The organism is Burkholderia sp. MSMB1078WGS (assembly GCF_001528895.1).
Taxonomy (GTDB): Bacteria; Pseudomonadota; Gammaproteobacteria; order Burkholderiales; family Burkholderiaceae; genus Burkholderia.
In genome coordinates this window covers 1-17,469 of sequence record NZ_LPDI01000079.1, presented here as the reverse complement: position 1 = coordinate 17,469, position 17,469 = coordinate 1, and the positions used below count along the sequence as shown (strand labels likewise).

At 67.8% G+C, this 17,469-nt stretch carries 20 protein-coding genes; 12 read left to right on the top strand and 8 right to left on the bottom strand.

What is annotated here, in order from left to right; genetic code table 11:
- Positions 1-87: 87 nt before the first annotated feature.
- A complete protein-coding gene (locus WT24_RS18415; protein WP_027783574.1) occupies positions 88-702 on the bottom strand; it encodes a glutathione S-transferase family protein in 615 nt (204 codons plus the stop codon).
- 184 nt (positions 703-886) lie between these two features.
- Here WT24_RS18415 and WT24_RS18410 point away from each other — a divergent pair, with 184 nt between their 5' ends.
- The 10 genes from WT24_RS18410 to WT24_RS18365 all read left to right on the top strand — a co-directional run bounded on the left by WT24_RS18410 (position 887) and on the right by WT24_RS18365 (position 11,471).
- Positions 887-2,284, top strand: coding sequence for an aminopeptidase P N-terminal domain-containing protein (locus WT24_RS18410; RefSeq protein WP_059779219.1), 1,398 nt, complete (start codon positions 887-889; stop codon positions 2,282-2,284).
- Between the two features lie 74 nt (positions 2,285-2,358).
- The gene (locus WT24_RS18405; protein ID WP_060035404.1) at positions 2,359-3,546 is read left to right on the top strand and encodes a UbiH/UbiF/VisC/COQ6 family ubiquinone biosynthesis hydroxylase; all 1,188 of its coding nucleotides are present in this window, start codon (positions 2,359-2,361) and stop codon (positions 3,544-3,546) included.
- 128 nt (positions 3,547-3,674) lie between these two features.
- On the top strand, positions 3,675-4,742 hold the full coding sequence (gene dusB / locus WT24_RS18400; RefSeq protein ID WP_034206429.1) for a tRNA dihydrouridine synthase DusB: 1,068 nt from the start codon (positions 3,675-3,677) through the stop codon (positions 4,740-4,742).
- Positions 4,739-4,972 carry a Fis family transcriptional regulator gene (locus tag WT24_RS18395; RefSeq protein WP_006476892.1) on the top strand — a complete coding sequence of 78 codons (234 nt, stop codon included), beginning with the start codon at positions 4,739-4,741 and terminating at the stop codon, positions 4,970-4,972. Before dusB ends, WT24_RS18395 begins: the two co-directional genes overlap by 4 nt.
- A 44-nt stretch (positions 4,973-5,016) precedes the next feature.
- Positions 5,017-6,582, top strand: a complete 1,566-nt coding sequence (purH, locus tag WT24_RS18390; RefSeq protein ID WP_060035402.1) for a bifunctional phosphoribosylaminoimidazolecarboxamide formyltransferase/IMP cyclohydrolase — start codon at positions 5,017-5,019, stop codon at positions 6,580-6,582.
- A 154-nt stretch (positions 6,583-6,736) separates the two neighbouring features.
- Positions 6,737-7,279 (top strand): crossover junction endodeoxyribonuclease RuvC, encoded by a 543-nt coding sequence (gene ruvC / locus WT24_RS18385; RefSeq protein WP_006476894.1) that lies wholly within the window; start codon positions 6,737-6,739, stop codon positions 7,277-7,279.
- A 174-nt stretch (positions 7,280-7,453) separates the two neighbouring features.
- A complete protein-coding gene (ruvA, locus tag WT24_RS18380) occupies positions 7,454-8,035 on the top strand; it encodes a Holliday junction branch migration protein RuvA (RefSeq protein ID WP_021162490.1) in 582 nt (193 codons plus the stop codon).
- 108 nt (positions 8,036-8,143) lie between these two features.
- On the top strand, positions 8,144-9,217 hold the full coding sequence (ruvB, locus tag WT24_RS18375; protein ID WP_059500998.1) for a Holliday junction branch migration DNA helicase RuvB: 1,074 nt from the start codon (positions 8,144-8,146) through the stop codon (positions 9,215-9,217).
- 23 nt (positions 9,218-9,240) lie between these two features.
- The gene (locus WT24_RS18370) at positions 9,241-10,194 is read left to right on the top strand and encodes an oxygenase MpaB family protein (protein WP_060035400.1); all 954 of its coding nucleotides are present in this window, start codon (positions 9,241-9,243) and stop codon (positions 10,192-10,194) included.
- 152 nt (positions 10,195-10,346) lie between these two features.
- Positions 10,347-11,471: a ParB/Srx family N-terminal domain-containing protein gene (locus tag WT24_RS18365; RefSeq protein WP_060035447.1), complete on the top strand. Its 1,125-nt coding sequence runs from the start codon at positions 10,347-10,349 to the stop codon at positions 11,469-11,471.
- A gap of 62 nt (positions 11,472-11,533) precedes the next feature.
- On the opposite strand, the gene WT24_RS18360 is transcribed toward WT24_RS18365, so the two are convergent.
- From WT24_RS18360 to tyrS, 3 genes are read right to left on the bottom strand one after another with little or no spacing between them, the layout of a single operon-like run.
- The gene (locus WT24_RS18360) at positions 11,534-12,196 is read right to left on the bottom strand and encodes a histidine phosphatase family protein (RefSeq protein WP_060035398.1); all 663 of its coding nucleotides are present in this window, start codon (positions 12,194-12,196) and stop codon (positions 11,534-11,536) included.
- Between the two features lie 23 nt (positions 12,197-12,219).
- Entirely contained in the window at positions 12,220-12,678 is a 459-nt protein-coding gene (dtd, locus tag WT24_RS18355) for a D-aminoacyl-tRNA deacylase (RefSeq protein WP_059834559.1), read from the bottom strand.
- Positions 12,675-13,916 carry a tyrosine--tRNA ligase gene (gene tyrS, locus WT24_RS18350; RefSeq protein ID WP_059500994.1) on the bottom strand — a complete coding sequence of 414 codons (1,242 nt, stop codon included), beginning with the start codon at positions 13,914-13,916 and terminating at the stop codon, positions 12,675-12,677. The genes dtd and tyrS overlap by 4 nt, the downstream gene beginning before the upstream one ends.
- Before the next feature lie 142 nt (positions 13,917-14,058).
- Here tyrS and WT24_RS18345 point away from each other — a divergent pair, with 142 nt between their 5' ends.
- On the top strand, positions 14,059-15,207 hold the full coding sequence (locus WT24_RS18345; protein WP_060035396.1) for an anhydro-N-acetylmuramic acid kinase: 1,149 nt from the start codon (positions 14,059-14,061) through the stop codon (positions 15,205-15,207).
- Between the two features lie 107 nt (positions 15,208-15,314).
- Here WT24_RS18345 and erpA read toward each other — a convergent pair whose 3' ends face one another.
- Genes erpA through rplM form a run of 4 tightly spaced genes read right to left on the bottom strand, consistent with a single transcriptional unit; the run spans position 15,315 to position 16,736 of the window.
- Entirely contained in the window at positions 15,315-15,686 is a 372-nt protein-coding gene (erpA, locus tag WT24_RS18340; protein ID WP_006759918.1) for an iron-sulfur cluster insertion protein ErpA, read from the bottom strand.
- 19 nt (positions 15,687-15,705) lie between these two features.
- Positions 15,706-15,894, bottom strand: coding sequence for a hypothetical protein (locus tag WT24_RS34935; protein WP_179949372.1), 189 nt, complete (start codon positions 15,892-15,894; stop codon positions 15,706-15,708).
- 9 nt (positions 15,895-15,903) lie between these two features.
- Entirely contained in the window at positions 15,904-16,296 is a 393-nt protein-coding gene (gene rpsI / locus WT24_RS18335) for a 30S ribosomal protein S9 (RefSeq protein ID WP_006476904.1), read from the bottom strand.
- Between the two features lie 11 nt (positions 16,297-16,307).
- Positions 16,308-16,736 (bottom strand): 50S ribosomal protein L13, encoded by a 429-nt coding sequence (rplM, locus tag WT24_RS18330; protein ID WP_009687896.1) that lies wholly within the window; start codon positions 16,734-16,736, stop codon positions 16,308-16,310.
- Between the two features lie 310 nt (positions 16,737-17,046).
- Here rplM and WT24_RS18325 point away from each other — a divergent pair, with 310 nt between their 5' ends.
- Positions 17,047-17,352: a DUF1090 family protein gene (locus WT24_RS18325; protein ID WP_060035394.1), complete on the top strand. Its 306-nt coding sequence runs from the start codon at positions 17,047-17,049 to the stop codon at positions 17,350-17,352.
- The last annotated feature ends 117 nt before the right edge of the window (positions 17,353-17,469 follow it).

Sequence of the window (17,469 nt, the reverse complement as noted above, 5' to 3'; positions counted from 1 at the left end):
CTAGCGGCGGCCGGCGCGGCAAAAAGAAAAGCGCCCCGCGGGGCGCTTTTCTTTCGTCTGCCGAATGCGTGAAGGCCGGGCCGCGGCTCAGTTCTGCGGCAGCGTATCGGCGAACGACTGTCGCTGCTGCAGCTTCACGAAATGCTTGTCGAGGTTCGGGTGGCGATCGCGCCAGTCGAGCTCGGGCATCCGGAAATCGAGATAGCCGAGCGCGCAGCCGAGTGCGATGTCGGCGAGCGTGTAATGATTGCCGACGCACCACGTCTTGCCGCCGAGACCCTGCGACATCGCGACGAGCGCGTCGTCGATCTTGCGTTGCTGGCGCGCGATCCAGCTCGCGCTGCGCTGCCCTTCTTCCCGCAGCGTGTGTTCGAGACGGATCGCGACCGCCGCGTCGAGCACGCCGTCGCCCAGTGCTTCCCAGCAGCGCACTTCGACGCGCTCGCGGCCCGACGGCGGAATCAGCTTGCCGACCGGCGACAGCGTATCGACGTATTCGCAGATCACGCGGGAATCGAATACCGCGGCGCCGTCCTCCATCACGAGGCACGGGACCTTGCCGAGCGGATTCGATGCATGAATATCCGTCTCCGGCGCCCACACGTTCTCGAGCTCCAGCTTGTAGTCGATCTTCTTTTCAGCAAGCACGATCCGCGCCTTTCGGACGTACGGGCTGCTGAGCGAACCGATTAATTTCATCATCTGCCTTTTCAAGGGAACCGCCGAGAGTATACGTTGTCGCCGATCATAACCGGCACGCGCGGCCGGGTAGAAAATCGCCCGTCCGGCCTGTGGATGGTTTGCAACAGCCGCCGCGCGGGCCTTGGCCGGAGCGGCTTGCGGCCCCACTCTCACGCACCGCGTCGCGCGGCGCTACAATCGCACGATGAATGCGCCCCTCGATACCGCCATCGCCGTCGACGTCTACCGCCAGCGCCGCGAACGCGTGCTTGCCGCACTGCGTGCCGCGGGCGGCGGCGTCGCCATCGTCCCCACCGCGCCGGAAATGCTGCGCAACCGCGATACGGCCTACCCGTATCGGTTCGACAGCTATTTCCATTACCTGACGGGCTTCACCGAGCCGGATGCCGTGCTCGTGCTGAACGCGGCCGCGCCGCACGGGGCGCCGGAATCGATTCTGTTCTGCCGCGGCAAGAACGTCGACCGCGAGATCTGGGAAGGCTTTCACTACGGGCCCGACGCCGCACGCGACGCGTTCGGCTTCGATGCGGCATTCGCGGTCGACGTGATCGACACCGAAATGCCGCGCCTGCTCGCCGATGCGGGCACCGTGCACTACCGGTTCGGCGCATCGGCCGACTTCGAGCGCCAGCTCGCAGGCTGGATCGACGCGGTGCGCGCGCAGGCACGCACGGGCGTCGCCGCGCCGGACGCGCTGCTCGACCTCACGCCGCTTCTCGACGACATGCGGCTCGTGAAGGACGAACACGAACTCGCGATCATGATGCGCGCCGCGCACATCTCCGCGCTCGCGCACCGCCGGGCGATGCAGGTGTGCCGCCCCGGCATCCGCGAATACGAGCTCGAGGCCGAGCTGCTGTACCTGTTCCGCAAGCACGGCGCGCAGGCGCCCGCGTACGGTTCGATCGTCGCGGCCGGCGCGAATGCGTGCGTGCTGCACTATCCGGCCGGCAACGCGGCCGCGCGAGACGGCGACCTGATCCTGATCGACGCCGCCTGTGAACTCGACGGCTATGCGTCGGACATCACGCGCACGTTCCCGGCCAACGGCCGCTTCTCGCCCGCGCAGCGCACGCTGTACGACATCGTGCTCGCCGCGCAGCAGGCCGCGATCGACGCGACGCGCGCGGGCGTGCCGTTCGAGGCGCCGCACGACGCGGCCGTGCGCGTGCTCGCGCAGGGGCTGCTCGACACCGGGATCATCCCGAAAACGCGCTTCTCGAACGTCGACGACGCGATCGCCGAGCGCGCGTACACGCGCTTCTACATGCATCGCACCGGCCACTGGCTCGGGATGGACGTGCACGACTGCGGCGACTATCGCGAGCGGCTCGCCGCGCGCGACGCCAACGGCGCGCTGCCGTGGCGCACGCTGAAAGCCGGCATGACGCTCACCGTCGAGCCCGGCCTGTATGTGCGCGCGGCCGACGACGTGCCGCCCGAATACTGGAACATCGGCATCCGCATCGAGGACGACGCGATCGTGCGCGAGCACGGCTGCGAACTGATCACGCGCGACGTGCCGGTCGCGGCCGACGAGATCGAGGCGCTGATGCGCGAGGGCGCCGCGCACGGCGCATGAGCGGCCGCGTGCCGCCTGCGACTGCCTGGACCGCTTGAACCGCTTCGACTGCCAACACCGTTTCACGAACCCTGATGACGACCGCTTCCCCCTCCGCCACGCCGGATTACGACCTCGCCATCGTCGGCGCGGGCCCCGTCGGGCTCGCGCTCGCCGGCTGGCTCGCGCGCCGCAGCGCGACGCAGCATGCATCGATCGCGCTGATCGACGCGCGCGACCCGGCCGCGAGCGCGAACGATCCGCGCGCGATCGCCGTGTCGCACGGCAGTCGCGTGCTGCTCGACACGCTCGCGTGGCCCGCCGACGCCACGCCGATCGAACATATCCACGTGTCGCAGCGCGGCCATTTCGGCCGCACGCTGATCGATCGCGACGAGCACGCCCTCGCCGCGCTCGGCTACGTGGTGCGCTACGGCTCGATCGTGCAGGCGCTCGCGAATGCGGTGCGCGGCACGCGCGTCGACTGGCTCACGTCGACCACCGCGCGCGCGCCGCAGCAGGACGCCGACGGCGTCGCGCTGACGCTCGACGGCCCGCAAGGCGAGCGCACGCTGCGCGCGCGTATCGTCGTCAATGCCGAAGGCGGGCTGTTCCACGAACAGCAGGCCGATACGGGCAAGCATCGCCGCGACTACGGACAGACCGCGCTCGTCGGCACGGTCACGGTATCGGCGCCGCGCCCGAACGTCGCGTGGGAACGCTTCACGCAGGAGGGCCCGCTCGCGCTGCTGCCGCTCGGCGGGCCGCGTCAGGCCGATTACTCGCTCGTCTGGTGCTGTACGCCCGACGAAGCGGCGCGACGTGCCGCACTGCCCGACGATGCGTTCCTGCGCGAGCTCGGCAGCGTGTTCGGCGAACGCATGGGCGAATTCGTCGCGATCGCCGGGCGCGCGTCCTTCCCGCTCGGCCTGAACGCCGCGCAGACGCTCGTCAGCGGTCGCGTCGCGATCGTCGGCAATGCCGCGCAAACGCTGCACCCGGTTGCAGGCCAGGGGCTCAACCTCGGGCTGCGCGATGCGCACACGCTCGTCGACACGCTGTCCGCACAAGGCTTCGAAGCGACCGCACTCGCAACCTTCAACGCGCGCCGCGCGCTCGACCGGCGCTTCACGATCGGCGCGACCGACACGCTGGCGCGCCTGTTTACGGTCGACTCGGGCCCGCTTCCGCTGCTGCGCGGCGCCGCGCTCACCGCGCTCGAGTTCGTGCCGCCGCTCAAGAAGGCGATCGCGCGCCAGATGATGTTCGGCCAGCGTAGCTGACGCGCGGCACACCGCACAGCGCCTCCAGCAAACCGGGTCAAATCGGCGGGGCATGGGAATACGGTAAAATGCCCGCTTTCCGTCTTCCCTTCCCCCTGCCCGCGCTTGTCGCGGGCGGCGCCATTGCGATGCCCGTTATCGGCTCTCACGTATTGCGTAACAACCTATTCGTCGCCCCGATGGCCGGGGTGACGGATCGTCCGTTCCGCCAGCTGTGCAAACGGCTGGGGGCCGGTTATGCCGTGTCCGAGATGGTCGCGTCCAACGCGCAGCTGTGGAAAAGCGCGAAGACGATGCGGCGCGCGAACCACGAAGGCGAAGTCGAACCGATCGCGGTGCAGATCGCCGGCGCCGATCCGGCGATGATGGCCGAAGCGGCCCGCTACAACGTCGACAACGGCGCGCAGATCATCGACATCAACATGGGCTGCCCGGCGAAGAAGGTCTGCAACGTCGCGGCCGGCTCCGCGCTGCTGCAGAACGAGCCGCTCGTGCAGCGGATCGTCGAGGCCGTCGTCGCGGCGGTCGGCACGGGGCCCGATGCGGTGCCCGTCACGCTGAAGATCCGCACCGGCTGGGACCGCGAGCACAAGAACGCGATCACGGTCGCGCGCCTGGCCGAAGCGGCCGGCATCTCGATGCTCACCGTGCATGGCCGCACGCGCGCCGATCTGTATCGCGGCGATGCCGAGTACGACACCATCGCGGCCGTGAAGGCGGCCGTGCGGATTCCGGTCGTCGCGAACGGCGACATCACGTCGCCGGCGAAAGCGAAGGCCGTGCTCGACGCAACCGGCGCCGACGCGCTGATGATCGGTCGCGCCGCGCAAGGCCGGCCGTGGCTGTTCCGCGAAATCGATCATTTCCTGCAAACCGGCGAGCTGCTGCCCCCGCCGCGGATCGACGAGATCCAGCACGTGATGAACGAACACCTGGAAGACCACTACGCTTTCTATGGCGAATTCACCGGCGTCCGTACTGCGCGCAAGCACATCGGCTGGTACACTCGCGGCCTTTCCGGTGCCAACGGGTTCCGGCACCGAATGAACACGCTCGATTCCACCCGCGAGCAGCTCGCCGCCGTCAATGCATTCTTCGAGGCGCAAAAGGCGCTGTCGGACCACCTCGTCTACGTCGACGACGAAGCGGAAAACAGCCAGGGCGAGTCGGACGACCATAACCAGTTAGCAGCATGAGCAAGCACAACATCGAACAATGTGTCCGCGAGAGCCTGGACGTGTATTTCCGGGATCTAGACGGCTCCAATCCGCACGACGTCTATGAAATGGTGATGTCCTGCGTCGAAAAGCCGATGCTCGAGGTCGTGCTCGTACAGGCCGGCGGCAACCAGTCGCTCGCCGCGGAGTACCTCGGCATCAATCGCAATACGCTGCGCAAGAAGCTGCAGCAGCACGGCCTGCTGTAGGCGGCCGTCCCGTCCCCGTTTCCCTGGCTATTGGTGGTTCCATCATGATCAAGCAAGCGCTCATTTCCGTTTCCGACAAGACCGGCATCGTCGACTTCGCGAAGTCGCTGTCCGACCTCGGCGTCAAGCTGCTGTCGACGGGCGGCACCGCGAAACTCCTCGCCGACGCCGGCCTGCCCGTGACCGAAGTGGCCGATTACACGGGCTTCCCGGAAATGCTCGATGGGCGCGTGAAGACGCTGCACCCGAAGGTGCACGGCGGCATCCTCGCCCGCCGCGACCTGCCCGAGCACATGCAGGCGCTCGAACAGCACGGCATCCCGACGATCGACCTGCTCGTCGTGAACCTGTATCCGTTCGTCGCGACGATCGCGAAGGACGACTGCACGCTCGCCGACGCGATCGAGAACATCGACATCGGCGGCCCGACGATGCTGCGCTCGGCCGCGAAGAACCACCGCGACGTGACGGTCGTCGTCGACCCGGCCGACTACGCGGTCGTGCTCGACGAAATGAAGGCGAACGGCAACACGATCGGCTACCCGACCAACTTCCGTCTCGCGACGAAGGTGTTCGCGCACACCGCGCAATACGACGGCGCGATCACGAACTACCTGACGAGCCTTACCGACGAGCTGCAGCACGCCTCGCGCAGCGCGTACCCGGCCACGCTGAACATGGCGTTCGACAAGGTGCAGGACCTGCGCTACGGCGAGAACCCGCACCAGAGCGCGGCGTTCTACCGCGACCTCGCGGCGCCGGCCGGCGCGCTGGCGAACTACCGCCAGCTGCAGGGCAAGGAACTGTCGTACAACAACATCGCGGATTCGGACGCGGCGTGGGAATGCGTGAAGACGTTCGACGCGCCGGCCTGCGTGATCATCAAGCATGCGAACCCGTGCGGCGTCGCGGTCGGCAACGATTCGGCCGACGCGTACGCGAAGGCATTCCAGACCGACCCGACGTCGGCATTCGGCGGCATCATCGCGTTCAACCGCGAAGTCGACGAGGCGACCGCGCAGGCGGTGGCCAAGCAGTTCGTCGAAGTGCTGATCGCGCCGTCGTTCAGCGACGCCGCGAAGCAGGTGTTCGCCGCGAAGCAGAACGTGCGCCTGCTGGAGATTGCGCTTGGCGACGGCCACAACGCATTCGACCTGAAGCGCGTGGGCGGCGGCCTGCTCGTGCAGTCGCTCGACGCGAAGAACGTGCAGCCGAGCGAGCTGCGCGTCGTCACGAAGCGCCAGCCGAGCGCGAAGGAAATGGACGACCTGCTGTTCGCATGGCGCGTCGCGAAGTACGTGAAATCGAACGCGATCGTGTTCTGCGGCAACGGCATGACGCTCGGCGTCGGCGCCGGCCAGATGAGCCGCGTCGATTCCGCGCGCATCGCGAGCATCAAGGCGCAGAACGCGGGCCTGACGCTCGCCGGCTCGGCCGTCGCGTCGGATGCGTTCTTCCCGTTCCGCGACGGCCTCGACGTCGTCGTGGCGGCCGGCGCGACTTGCGTGATCCAGCCGGGCGGCTCGATGCGCGACGACGAAGTGATCGCGGCAGCCGACGAGCACGGCATCGCGATGATCCTGACGGGCGTGCGCCACTTCCGTCACTGATCGCAGCATGCGGCCCGCGCGGCCGCTGCACGAGAACCCGGCGGCATCCCCTCCGCCGGGTTTTTTATTGCGCGGCGCCTTTGCGCCCGCCCGGGCGGCCGGCTTGCCGCACCATTCGTTGTAGTATCGCTGCATCACGCCATTCTCCTCACTCATGCGAATTCTCGGCATCGACCCCGGCCTGCGCGTCACCGGCTTCGGCGTCATCGACGTCAGCGGCCACCGGCTCGCCTATGTCACGAGCGGCGTGATCCGCACGCCGACGGCCGACCTGGCCACCCGCCTCGGCACGATCTTCCAGGGCGTCTCGACGATCGTGCGCGAACACGCGCCCGACCAGGCCGCGATCGAAAAGGTGTTCGTCAACGTGAACCCGCAGTCGACGCTGCTGCTCGGCCAGGCGCGTGGCGCCGCGATCTGCGGCCTCGTCGCGGGCGGGCTGCCGGTCGCCGAATACACCGCGCTGCAGCTCAAGCAGGCCGTGGTCGGCTACGGCCGCGCGACCAAGACGCAGATGCAGGAAATGGTCACGCGGCTGCTCAACCTGTCCGGCCAGCCGGGCTCCGACGCAGCCGACGCGCTCGGCATGGCGATCTGCCACGCACACGGCGGCAACACGCTCAGCACGCTGGGCGGCCTCGCGCCGGCGCTCGCGCAGAAAGGGCTGCGCGTGCGGCGCGGCAGGCTGGTCGGCTGACGCCGCCGCGCCCCGCGGCCCGGCACATCGGCTCGACCGCGTTGGCGGCTTGACCGTCCTACCCGCGCCCGACATGCCCGCGACGCGCGCCGCTTCGGGCTGACGGACGCGCCCCATCGGCATTGCGCCGCGCGTGCGCTACACTCGCGCTTTCTTCCTCGCATCCCGTCCTCCATGATCGGTCGCATCGCCGGCATCCTGCTCGAAAAGAACCCGCCTCATCTGCTCGTCGACTGCAACGGTGTCGGCTACGAAATCGACGTGCCGATGAGCACCTTCTACAACCTGCCGCAAACGGGCGAGCGCGTCGTGCTGCTCACGCAGCAGATCGTCCGCGAGGACGCCCACCTGCTGTACGGTTTCCTGACGCCGCAGGAGCGCACGACCTTCCGCGAGCTGCTGAAGATCACCGGCATCGGCGCGCGCATGGCGCTCGCCGTGCTGTCCGGCATGAGCGTGCAGGAACTCGCGCAAGCGGTGACGATGCAGGACGCCGCCCGCCTCACGCGCCTGCCCGGCATCGGCAAGAAGACCGCCGAGCGCCTGCTGCTCGAACTGAAGGGCAAGCTCGGCGCCGACCTCGGCGCGCTCGCCGGGGCCGCGTCGCCGTCCGACCACGCGACCGATATCCTCAACGCACTGCTGGCGCTCGGCTACTCCGAGAAGGAAGGCCTTGCCGCGATCAAGAACGTGCCGGCCGGCACCGGCGTGTCCGAAGGCATCAAGCTCGCGCTGAAGGCGCTGTCGAAGGCGTAACGCGCGGTCGATCCGGCCGTCGAAGCCAGTGTCGCGCCGCCGCGCGGCGCTCGCCAGTCGGCCGTTCGGCCAGGTGGTCCGCGCGTCGTCGCGCGGTACAATGACCGCATGATTGAAACCGACAAACTCGCCACCGAGCAGCGGATCATCGCCGCCACGCCTGCCTCGTCGCACGAGGAGGTGTTCGAACGTGCATTGCGGCCGCGCCAGCTCGACGACTACGTCGGCCAGGAAAAGGTGCGCGGCCAGCTCGAGATCTTCATCGAAGCCGCGAAGCGCCGCTCCGAGCCGCTCGATCACGTGCTGCTGTTCGGGCCGCCGGGGCTCGGCAAGACGACGCTCGCGCACATCATTGCGCGCGAGATGGGCGTGAACCTGCGCCAGACGTCGGGCCCCGTGCTCGAGCGCGCGGGCGATCTCGCCGCGCTGCTGACGAACCTCGAAGCGAACGACGTGCTGTTCATCGACGAGATCCACCGGCTGTCGCCGGTCGTCGAGGAAATCCTGTATCCGGCGCTCGAGGATTACCAGATCGACATCATGATCGGCGAAGGGCCGGCGGCGCGCAGCGTGAAGCTCGACCTGCAGCCGTTCACGCTGGTCGGCGCGACCACCCGCGCGGGGATGCTGACCAACCCGCTGCGCGATCGTTTCGGGATCGTCGCGCGCCTCGAGTTCTACGACGCCGATCAACTGTCGCGCATCGTGCGGCGCTCGGCGTCGCTGCTGAATGCGCAGATCGACCCGAACGGCGCGCTGGAAATCGCGAAGCGCGCGCGCGGCACGCCCCGGATCGCGAACCGTCTGCTGCGCCGCGTGCGCGACTTCGCGGAAGTGAAGGCCGACGGCCAGATCACCGCGGCCGTTGCCGATGCCGCGCTCGCGATGCTCGACGTCGATCCGGTCGGCTTCGACCTGATGGACCGCAAGCTGCTCGAAGCGATCCTGTACAAGTTCGACGGCGGCCCGGTGGGGATCGACAATCTCGCGGCCGCGATCGGCGAGGAGCGCGACACGATCGAGGACGTGCTCGAACCGTACCTGATCCAGCAGGGCTTCCTGCAGCGCACGCCGCGCGGCCGCGTCGCGACGCTGCTCACGTATCGCCACTTCGGGCTGTCGGTACCCGATGCGCGCCGCATCACCGAGCACGACGCGTGGGATACCCCCGACGGGAAGTAATCCGTCGCCGCGCCGCCCCCGCCATGACGACGCCGCCCAGCCGCCACCCCACCGCACCCGTGCCGGGCCCACGCTGGGCCGAGCCGATCCGCAAGCGGCTCGTGGCCGGTATCACGCACCTGACGGCCGGCGGCGGCGGCCCGTCGATCGATCTCTCCTCACCGCCCGGAGACCCGGGGCTGTTCGGCCCCGACGCCGTCTGCTGGCGCGTGCATGCCGATTTCACGTCGATGATGACGGGCGGCATCGCCGCACTGCTGCTGCAGGCGCTCCACCCGCTCGCGCTCGCGGGCGTCTGGGATCATTCGTCGTTCCGCACCGACATCTTCGGCCGCTTGCGGCGCACCGCCACGTTCATCACGGGTACGACGTTCGGCAGCCGCGCGGACGCGCTCACGCTGATCGAGCGCGTGAAAACGATCCACACGCGCATATCAGGTACCGCGCCCGACGGCCGGCCGTACCGCGCCGACGATCCAGCGTTGCTCACCTGGGTGCATGTCGCGGAAGTGTCGAGCTTCCTCGCCGCGCATCTGCGTTACGTGAATCCCGCGCTGCCGGGCGAACTGCAGGACCGCTATTACGCGGAGACGGCGCTGATCGCCGAGCTGCTCGGCGCCCGCGAGATTCCGCGTTCGCGCGCCGAGGTGGCCGCTTATCTCGCGCGCATGCTGCCCGAACTCGACGCCGGGCCGCGTACCTTCGAGGTCATGTCCATCCTGCTGAACGTGCCGATCGCGAAGCCCACGCTGCGGCCTGCTGCGTCGCTGGTGATGCATGCCGGGATCGACCTGTTGCCGCCGTGGGCGCAGCGCATGCTCGGCGTGTCGACGTTCGCGCCGTTACGGCGTGCGGTGGTTCGACCCGGCATACGCGCCATCGCGCCCGTGCTGCGCTGGGCGCTCGTGAACGGCGCGTCGAAGCGTGCGCGCCGCCGCGCGACGGCCGCTCCATCCGACGGCACTCCGCCTGCCTGACGATCCGCTTCTTCCGATCATTTCAATTTACTGTCAAATAGCCGTGACAAGCTGACGGGCTTGCACCCACGCATGGTCGCACCTCGTGCTCGTCACGCGTGTCCGTGACCCGTGCGGTGTCCCGCCCACCCGACCGACGCCCGATGCCCGCGATGCCACGCCTGCCGATCCGTTTCGCCCTTGCCGCCAGCCTGTCCACCGTCTTCGCCCTCGCCGCGTGCGGAGGCGACGATGTCGCCGCCGTCGCGCGCACGAACGCGCAGCCGCCGTCCAGCGGCACGACGACGCCGGCTCCCACGCCGCCCGCCACCACCACGCCGCAGCCGGGCAAATGGAGGGCTGCCCGCGTCGGCGACCTGATCGACGTCACGCTCGGCGACCTCCATCCGACGCAGGGTGCGATCGGCTACGACCAGATTTACTACAAGCTCGGCCGCTACGAACTGCAGCCCGACAAGAAATTCGACGACTTCTGCGCGGACGAAGGCCTCGGCGGCGTCGCATCGAGCGGCTACACGGCCAAATCGTCGCTGCGCGAGCCGGCGAGCTACACGTGCGCGACGACCGACGCGAACGCCCGCGACCGCTCGGTGCTGAACCCCGTCGTGATCGGCCCCAACGGCGACACGCTGTACCTGACCGACGGCCATCATGGGCTGTCGACCTATTACGAAACGCCCGACGGCGGCCCGGCGCTGCACGTGCACGTCGTCGTCAAGGACAACCTCGCCGATTATTCGGGCGACGCGTTCTGGCAGCAGATGCAGAGCCGCGGCTATCTGCGCCTGAAGAACGGCGAAGGCCAGCCGATCACGACCGCGCAGTTGCCGACCGGCCTCGGCCTGACGCTCGGCATGACGAACGACCGCTACCGCTCGCTCGTCTATTTCACGCGCGATATCGGCTACAGCAAACCCGCACAAGCGACCGACTACCTCGAGTTCTACTGGGCCGATTGGCTGCGCGCGCAGCCGGGCACGTTCGCGCTGGCCGGCTACGACCTGACGCGGCCCGGCACGACCGATCCCGATCCGGCGAAGGCCGACACGGGCTACCTGAATGCGGTCTGGAATGCGTCGACGCGGATGGTCGCGGCCACGGACCCCGTGATCGACGGCAAGACGGGCGCCGACCTCGGGCGCGCCGATGCGATCAACGGCGGGAAGAAATACAGCAAGGGGGAATTCGACAAGCTGCGCCAGCCGATCACGGCCGACAAGCCCGGCAAGATCGCGTACGCACTCGACTACAAGACGCGCCACGGGCTGCCGCAGTAAGCGTCACGCGCGAAGCAAGGCAACGGAACCCCGGGCCGGCCATGCCGGACGGGGGGGCATGCTCAGAGCACCTTGCGGTATCCGTCGTCGTCGCTCGCGGCTTCGAGATGCGACACGTCGGCCCACCGCACGACCTGCGCGCGGCCATCCACGTAATCGACGACGTTGATGCTGGTGTTGAGCAACGGATAGGTACGCGGCGCCGACAACTCGATCCCGTTCGCGAAGCGATACACGCAATCGAGCACGCCACCGTGCGCGACGCACGCGATCCGGCCGCCCGGATGCGCAGCGACGATCGGTTCGAGCGCATGCAGCACGCGGTGATAGAACTCGCGCTGCGACTCGCCGCCTTCCGGCGCGAAGCCCGGATCGCGTGTCTGCCAGACCGCATACGCGTCCGGAAACAACGCTTCGATTTCGGTGCTGTCGTGCCCCTGGAATGCGCCGTACGAACGTTCGCGCAACCCTTCGCGCAGCAGCAGCGGCAGCCCGAGCGCATCGGCGAACGGCTGTGCGGTCTGTTGCGCGCGCATCAGGTCGCTCGAATACACCGCGTCGATCCGCGCGCCGTCGCGCGCCTCGCGCCCGAGCCGGGCCGCCAGCCGCTGCGCCTGCGCGAGCCCCGTGTCGGCCAGCGGGATGTCGATATGCCCCTGGATGCGCTTGATGCGGTTCCAGGCCGTCTCGCCATGGCGGATGAAAAGAATCTGCGTGGTGGCCATCGCGGCGCGCCTCCGGGGAAGAATCAGGGCCGCACTTGCAGCCAGAACGTCACGGGGCCGTCGTTGACGAGCGACACCTGCATGTCGGCGCCGAACTCGCCCGTCTCGACGACGGGATGGCGCGCCCGCGCGGCCGCGACGAAATAGTCGAACAGCCGCGCGCCTTCGTCGGGCGGCGCGGCCGGCGTGAAGCTCGGTCGCAGCCCGCTGTTGGTATCGGCCGCGAGCGTGAACTGCGACACGAGCAGCAGGCCGCCTGCACGGCCTTCGCCGTCGATGTTCGACACCGGCAGGTTCATCTTGCCCGCCGCGTCGCTGAACACGCGATAGCCGAGCAGCTTCGCGAGCAGCTTGTCGGCCGCGGCCTCGGTATCGCCGCGCTCCGCACAGACGAGCGCGAGCAGGCCCGCGCCGATCTCGCCCGTCGTGCGCTCGCCGACGCGTACGTCGGCGCGCTTCACGCGCTGGATCAGCGCGATCATGCGGTCAGCGTGACGCGCGCGAAGCGGCGCTTGCCGACCTGCACGACGAACTCGCCGGCCTCGACCTTCAGGCCCTTGTCGGACACGGTCGCGCCGTCGATCTTCACGCCGCCCTGCTCGATGTTGCGCAGCGCTTCGCTCGTCGACGGCACGAGGCCGGCCTGCTTCAGCAACTGACCGATCGCCAGCGGCGCGCCGGCCAGCGTAACCGACGGAATGTCGTCCGGCACGCCGCCCTTCGCGCGGTGGTTGAAGTCCTCGAGTGCGCGCTCGGCGTCGGCCTGCGAGTGAAAGCGCGCGACGATTTCCTGCGCGAGCAGCACCTTGAAGTCGCGCGGGTTGCGGCCGCCTTCGGCGTCGCGCTTGAAGCCGGCGATTTCTTCCATGCTGCGGAACGACAGCAGTTCGAAGTAACGCCACATCAGCGTGTCCGAGATGCTCATCAGCTTGCCGAACATGTCGGTCGGCTTCTCGCTGATGCCGACGTAGTTGCCCTTCGATTTCGACATCTTCTCGACGCCGTCGAGGCCTTCGAGCAGCGGCATCGTCAGGATGCACTGCTGTTCCTGGCCGTACTGCTTCTGCAGTTCGCGGCCGACCAGCAGGTTGAATTTCTGGTCGGTGCCGCCGAGTTCGAGATCGGCGTTCAGCGCGACCGAATCGTAGCCCTGCATCAGCGGGTACAGGAATTCGTGGATCGAGATCGGCACGCCGCCCTGGAAGCGCTTCGTGAAATCCTCGCGCTCGAGGATCCGCGCGACCGTGTAGCGCGACGCGAGCTTGATCATCCCGTCCGCGCCGAGCGGCATCGACCATTCGCTGTTGTAGCGGATCTCGGTCTTGTCGCGATCGAGCACGAGCGCGGCCTGCTCGAAGTAGGTCTTCGCGTTCGATTCGATCTGCTCGCGCGTGAGCGGCGGGCGCGTCGCGTTGCGGCCCGACGGATCGCCGATCAGCGACGTGAAATCGCCGATCAGGAAGATCACCGTGTGGCCGAGGTCCTGCAGCTGGCGCATCTTGTTCAGCACGACCGTATGGCCGATGTGGATGTCCGGCGCGGTCGGGTCGAGGCCGAGCTTGATGCGCAGCGGCGTGCCCGTGGCTGCGCTGCGCGCGAGCTTCTGCGCGAACTCTTCCTCGATCAGCAGCTCGTCGACGCCGCGCTTCGTGACGGCGAGCGCATGCCGGACTTCGTCGGTGATCGGGAAAACGGGCTTGGAACTGGGTTCGGTGCTCATCGGTGCCGGGAAGAATGTCGCAAAAACAGGGATTTTCCCATAACTTGCGCGCGCATCGCTTAACGACGCGTCAGGTTGCGCGGATAATCGGGCGCAAGGCGCGCGGCACCGGCCCGCGCCGCACGATCCAGGAGAACCCAACGTGCCGCAACGACCGCCGCAGAATGCCCATCCGGCAGACGGCATCTACTTCGGGCTGATGTCGGGAACCAGCATGGACGGCGTCGACGGCGTCGCCGTGCGTTTCGAGGCCGGCCGCGCGCCGGCCGTGCTCGCGGAAGCGTTCGTCGGCTTCGCGCAATCGCTGCGCGACGCGCTGTTCGCGCTGCAGCAGCCCGGCGACAACGAGATCGACCGCGAATCGCTCGCGGCGAATGCGCTCGTCACGCGCTATGCGGTGTGCTGCCATGAATTGCAGCGTACGGCCGGGCTGTCGCGCGACGAGATCCGCGCGATCGGCGTGCACGGCCAGACGGTGCGCCATCGCCCCGAGCGCGGCTATACGCGCCAGCTCAACAATCCGGCGCTGCTCGCCGAGCTGACCCAGATCGACGTGATCGCCGATTTCCGCAGCCGCGATGTGGCCGCGGGCGGCCACGGCGCGCCGCTCGCACCTGCCTTCCATGCGACGGTGTTCGGCGCGCCGGGCGAAACGCGCGTCGTCTGCAATCTCGGCGGGATCAGCAACATCACGATCCTGCCCGACGCGGGCGGCGACGTGCGCGGCTTCGACTGCGGCCCCGCGAATGCGCTGATCGATGCATGGGCGACCCGCCATCTGGGCAAGCCGTACGACGACGGCGGGAGGTTCGCCGCACGCGGCAGCGTACGCGCGCCGCTGCTCGACGCGTTGCTCGACGAACCGTATTTCACCGCGCCGCCGCCGAAAAGCACCGGACGCGACCTGTTCAATCCCGCATGGCTCGATGCGAAGCTCGCCGCGTTCCCGCAGGTTGCGCCGGAGGATGTACAGGCGACGCTCACCGCGCTCACCGCGGTGTCGGTGGCGCGCGAAATCGCGCAGCACGCGCCGGGCTGCAAGGCCGTCTTCGTATGCGGCGGCGGCGCACGTAATCCGGTGCTGCTCGACGCGCTCCGGCACGCGCTACACGAGGCCGGCGTGCCGGCCACCGTCGATACGACGGCCGCGCTCGGCGTACCGCCGCAGCAGGTCGAAGCGCTCGCGTTCGCGTGGCTCGCGTACCGCTTCACCGCGCGCCAGCCCGGCAATCTCGCGAGCGTGACGGGCGCCGCCGGCGAGCGCGTGCTCGGCGCGCTTTATCCGCGCTGAAGCGATACCGTCGCGCGGCGGGCGCCGCAAGGCGAGCGCGCATGAAAAAACGGGGCATCAAGCCCCGTTTTTTCATGCCGGCGAACCGGCGCGGATCCGGCGTGCGCTCAGACCGAGAACGACGAACCGCACCCGCAGGTGGTGGTTGCGTTCGGATTCTTGATCACGAACTGGGCGCCGTTGAGGTCGTCCTTGTAGTCGATCTCGGCGCCGACCAGGTACTGGTAGCTCATCGAGTCGATCAGGAGCTGGACGCCGTTCTTGTTCATCACGGTGTCGTCCTCGTTGACTTCCTCGTCGAACGTGAAGCCATACTGGAAGCCGGAGCAGCCGCCACCCTGCACGAACACGCGCAGCTTCAGGTCGGGATTGCCCTCTTCGTCGATCAATTGCTTGACCTTGTCGGCCGCGGCGTCGGTGAAGACGAACGGCAGCGGCATATCGGTCGTCGTTGCTGCGGATTCGGTAACAGCGTTCATTCGAACTCTCCAAAAAGCTTTAGCCGCTATTGTAGGGCCGATCAGAAGATCGTGCTGAAGTCCATGAAATCAACAGGTTCTTGTCGATTTCATCAAGGGCGCCCGCGCAGGCGGGCGCCGCAGCGGCCCGGAAGCGGGCATAAAAAAACCGCCAGCGTGAAAGCTGGCGGTTTTTCCGGCGGACGCCGCCCGAAAGCGGCGAGGCCATGAAGCGAAATTAACGCTTCGAGAACTGCTTTGCGCGGCGAGCCTTGCGCAGACCGACCTTCTTACGCTCGACTTCACGCGCATCGCGCGTGACGAAGCCTGCGCTCGACAGCGACGGCTTCAGCGTCGCATCGTAGTCGATCAGTGCACGGGTGATGCCGTGGCGCACTGCACCTGCCTGACCCGTTTCGCCGCCGCCATTGACGTTCACCTTGATGTCGAACGTCTGGCCGTGGTTCGTGAGTTCCAGCGGCTGACGCACGATCATCAGCGACGTTTCGCGCGAGAAGTAGTCAGCGATGGGCTTGCCGTTGACGATGATGTCGCCCTTGCCAGCCTTGATGAAGACACGTGCGACAGCGCTCTTGCGGCGGCCCGTGCCGTAGTTCCAGTTACCGATCATGTGGGCTCCCCTTAGATCTCGAGCGCCTTCGGCTGTTGAGCCGAATGCGGATGCGTCGCTTCTGCGTAGACCTTCAGCTTCTTGATCATCGCGTAGCCGAGCGGGCCCTTCGGCAGCATGCCCTTGACCGCCTTCTCGAGCGCGCGGCCCGGGAAGCGTTCCTGCATCTTGCCGAACGTCGTTTCATAGATACCGCCCGGGTAGCCCGAGTGACGGTAGTACTTCTTGTCCAGCGTCTTGTTGCCCGTGACCTTCAACTTGCTCGCGTTGATGATGATGATGAAATCACCGGTGTCGACGTGCGGGGTGAACTCAGGCTTGTGCTTGCCGCGCAGACGGCGTGCCACTTCGCTGGCAACACGGCCGAGAACCTTATCCGTCGCGTCAATCACGTACCATTCGCGCGTCACCTCATGGGCTTTTGCGGAAAACGTCTTCATGATCGATCCAAAAAAATGCTTTGCCCGATGTGTTCTTCCTGCTTGTCTGTGTGCGCTTCGAGGCGCGGTGCAGGCTCTCCCTGTTCTTTTTCCGTGGGCATGAATGCGGAAAAGCCCTGAATTATAAAGGAAATACGGCTGCGTGGTCAAAGAGAATCCACGTCCCGTGTTCGCGACGGCCGAAATGAGCCAAAATTCGATCGTGCCCCGACCAGCCAGGCGAACCGAGCGCCTGGGGTGGCACCCATCGACGCGGGGCACCTGACCTTGCCGCGCCAGACCGGCCGAACCCGAAAAACAACAAATCAGCATGATGAAACAACGACTTACGCCCTTCTTCGCGGCCGCCCTGCTGGCCGCCGCGGCGCCCGCCGTCGCCGCCCGCTCCGGCTGCGAAGCCAAGCTCGACGCACTCGACGCGCGCATCGCCGAAGCCCGGACCGCCCATGCCGAAGACCGCATCGCGCGCCTGCGTGCGGTGCGCGAACGCGTGCGCCACTTCTGCGCGCGCGGCCACGGCCACGCGTCGGCCGCCCATGCGCCGGCGCCCGACGCCGGCACGCGCGGCACGCCGCCCGACGCGACTTCGCAGTCGGCGGCGCGACAGCCCGCGTGACGGCGGCGGCGCGTGCAAGCCGCGCGCCGATGTTTGCATGAGATCGGGATAGGGGCGGTCAGAGAGTCTGACCGATCCCCTCCCACACCACCCGGCATGCGGGTCCGCACCGGGCGG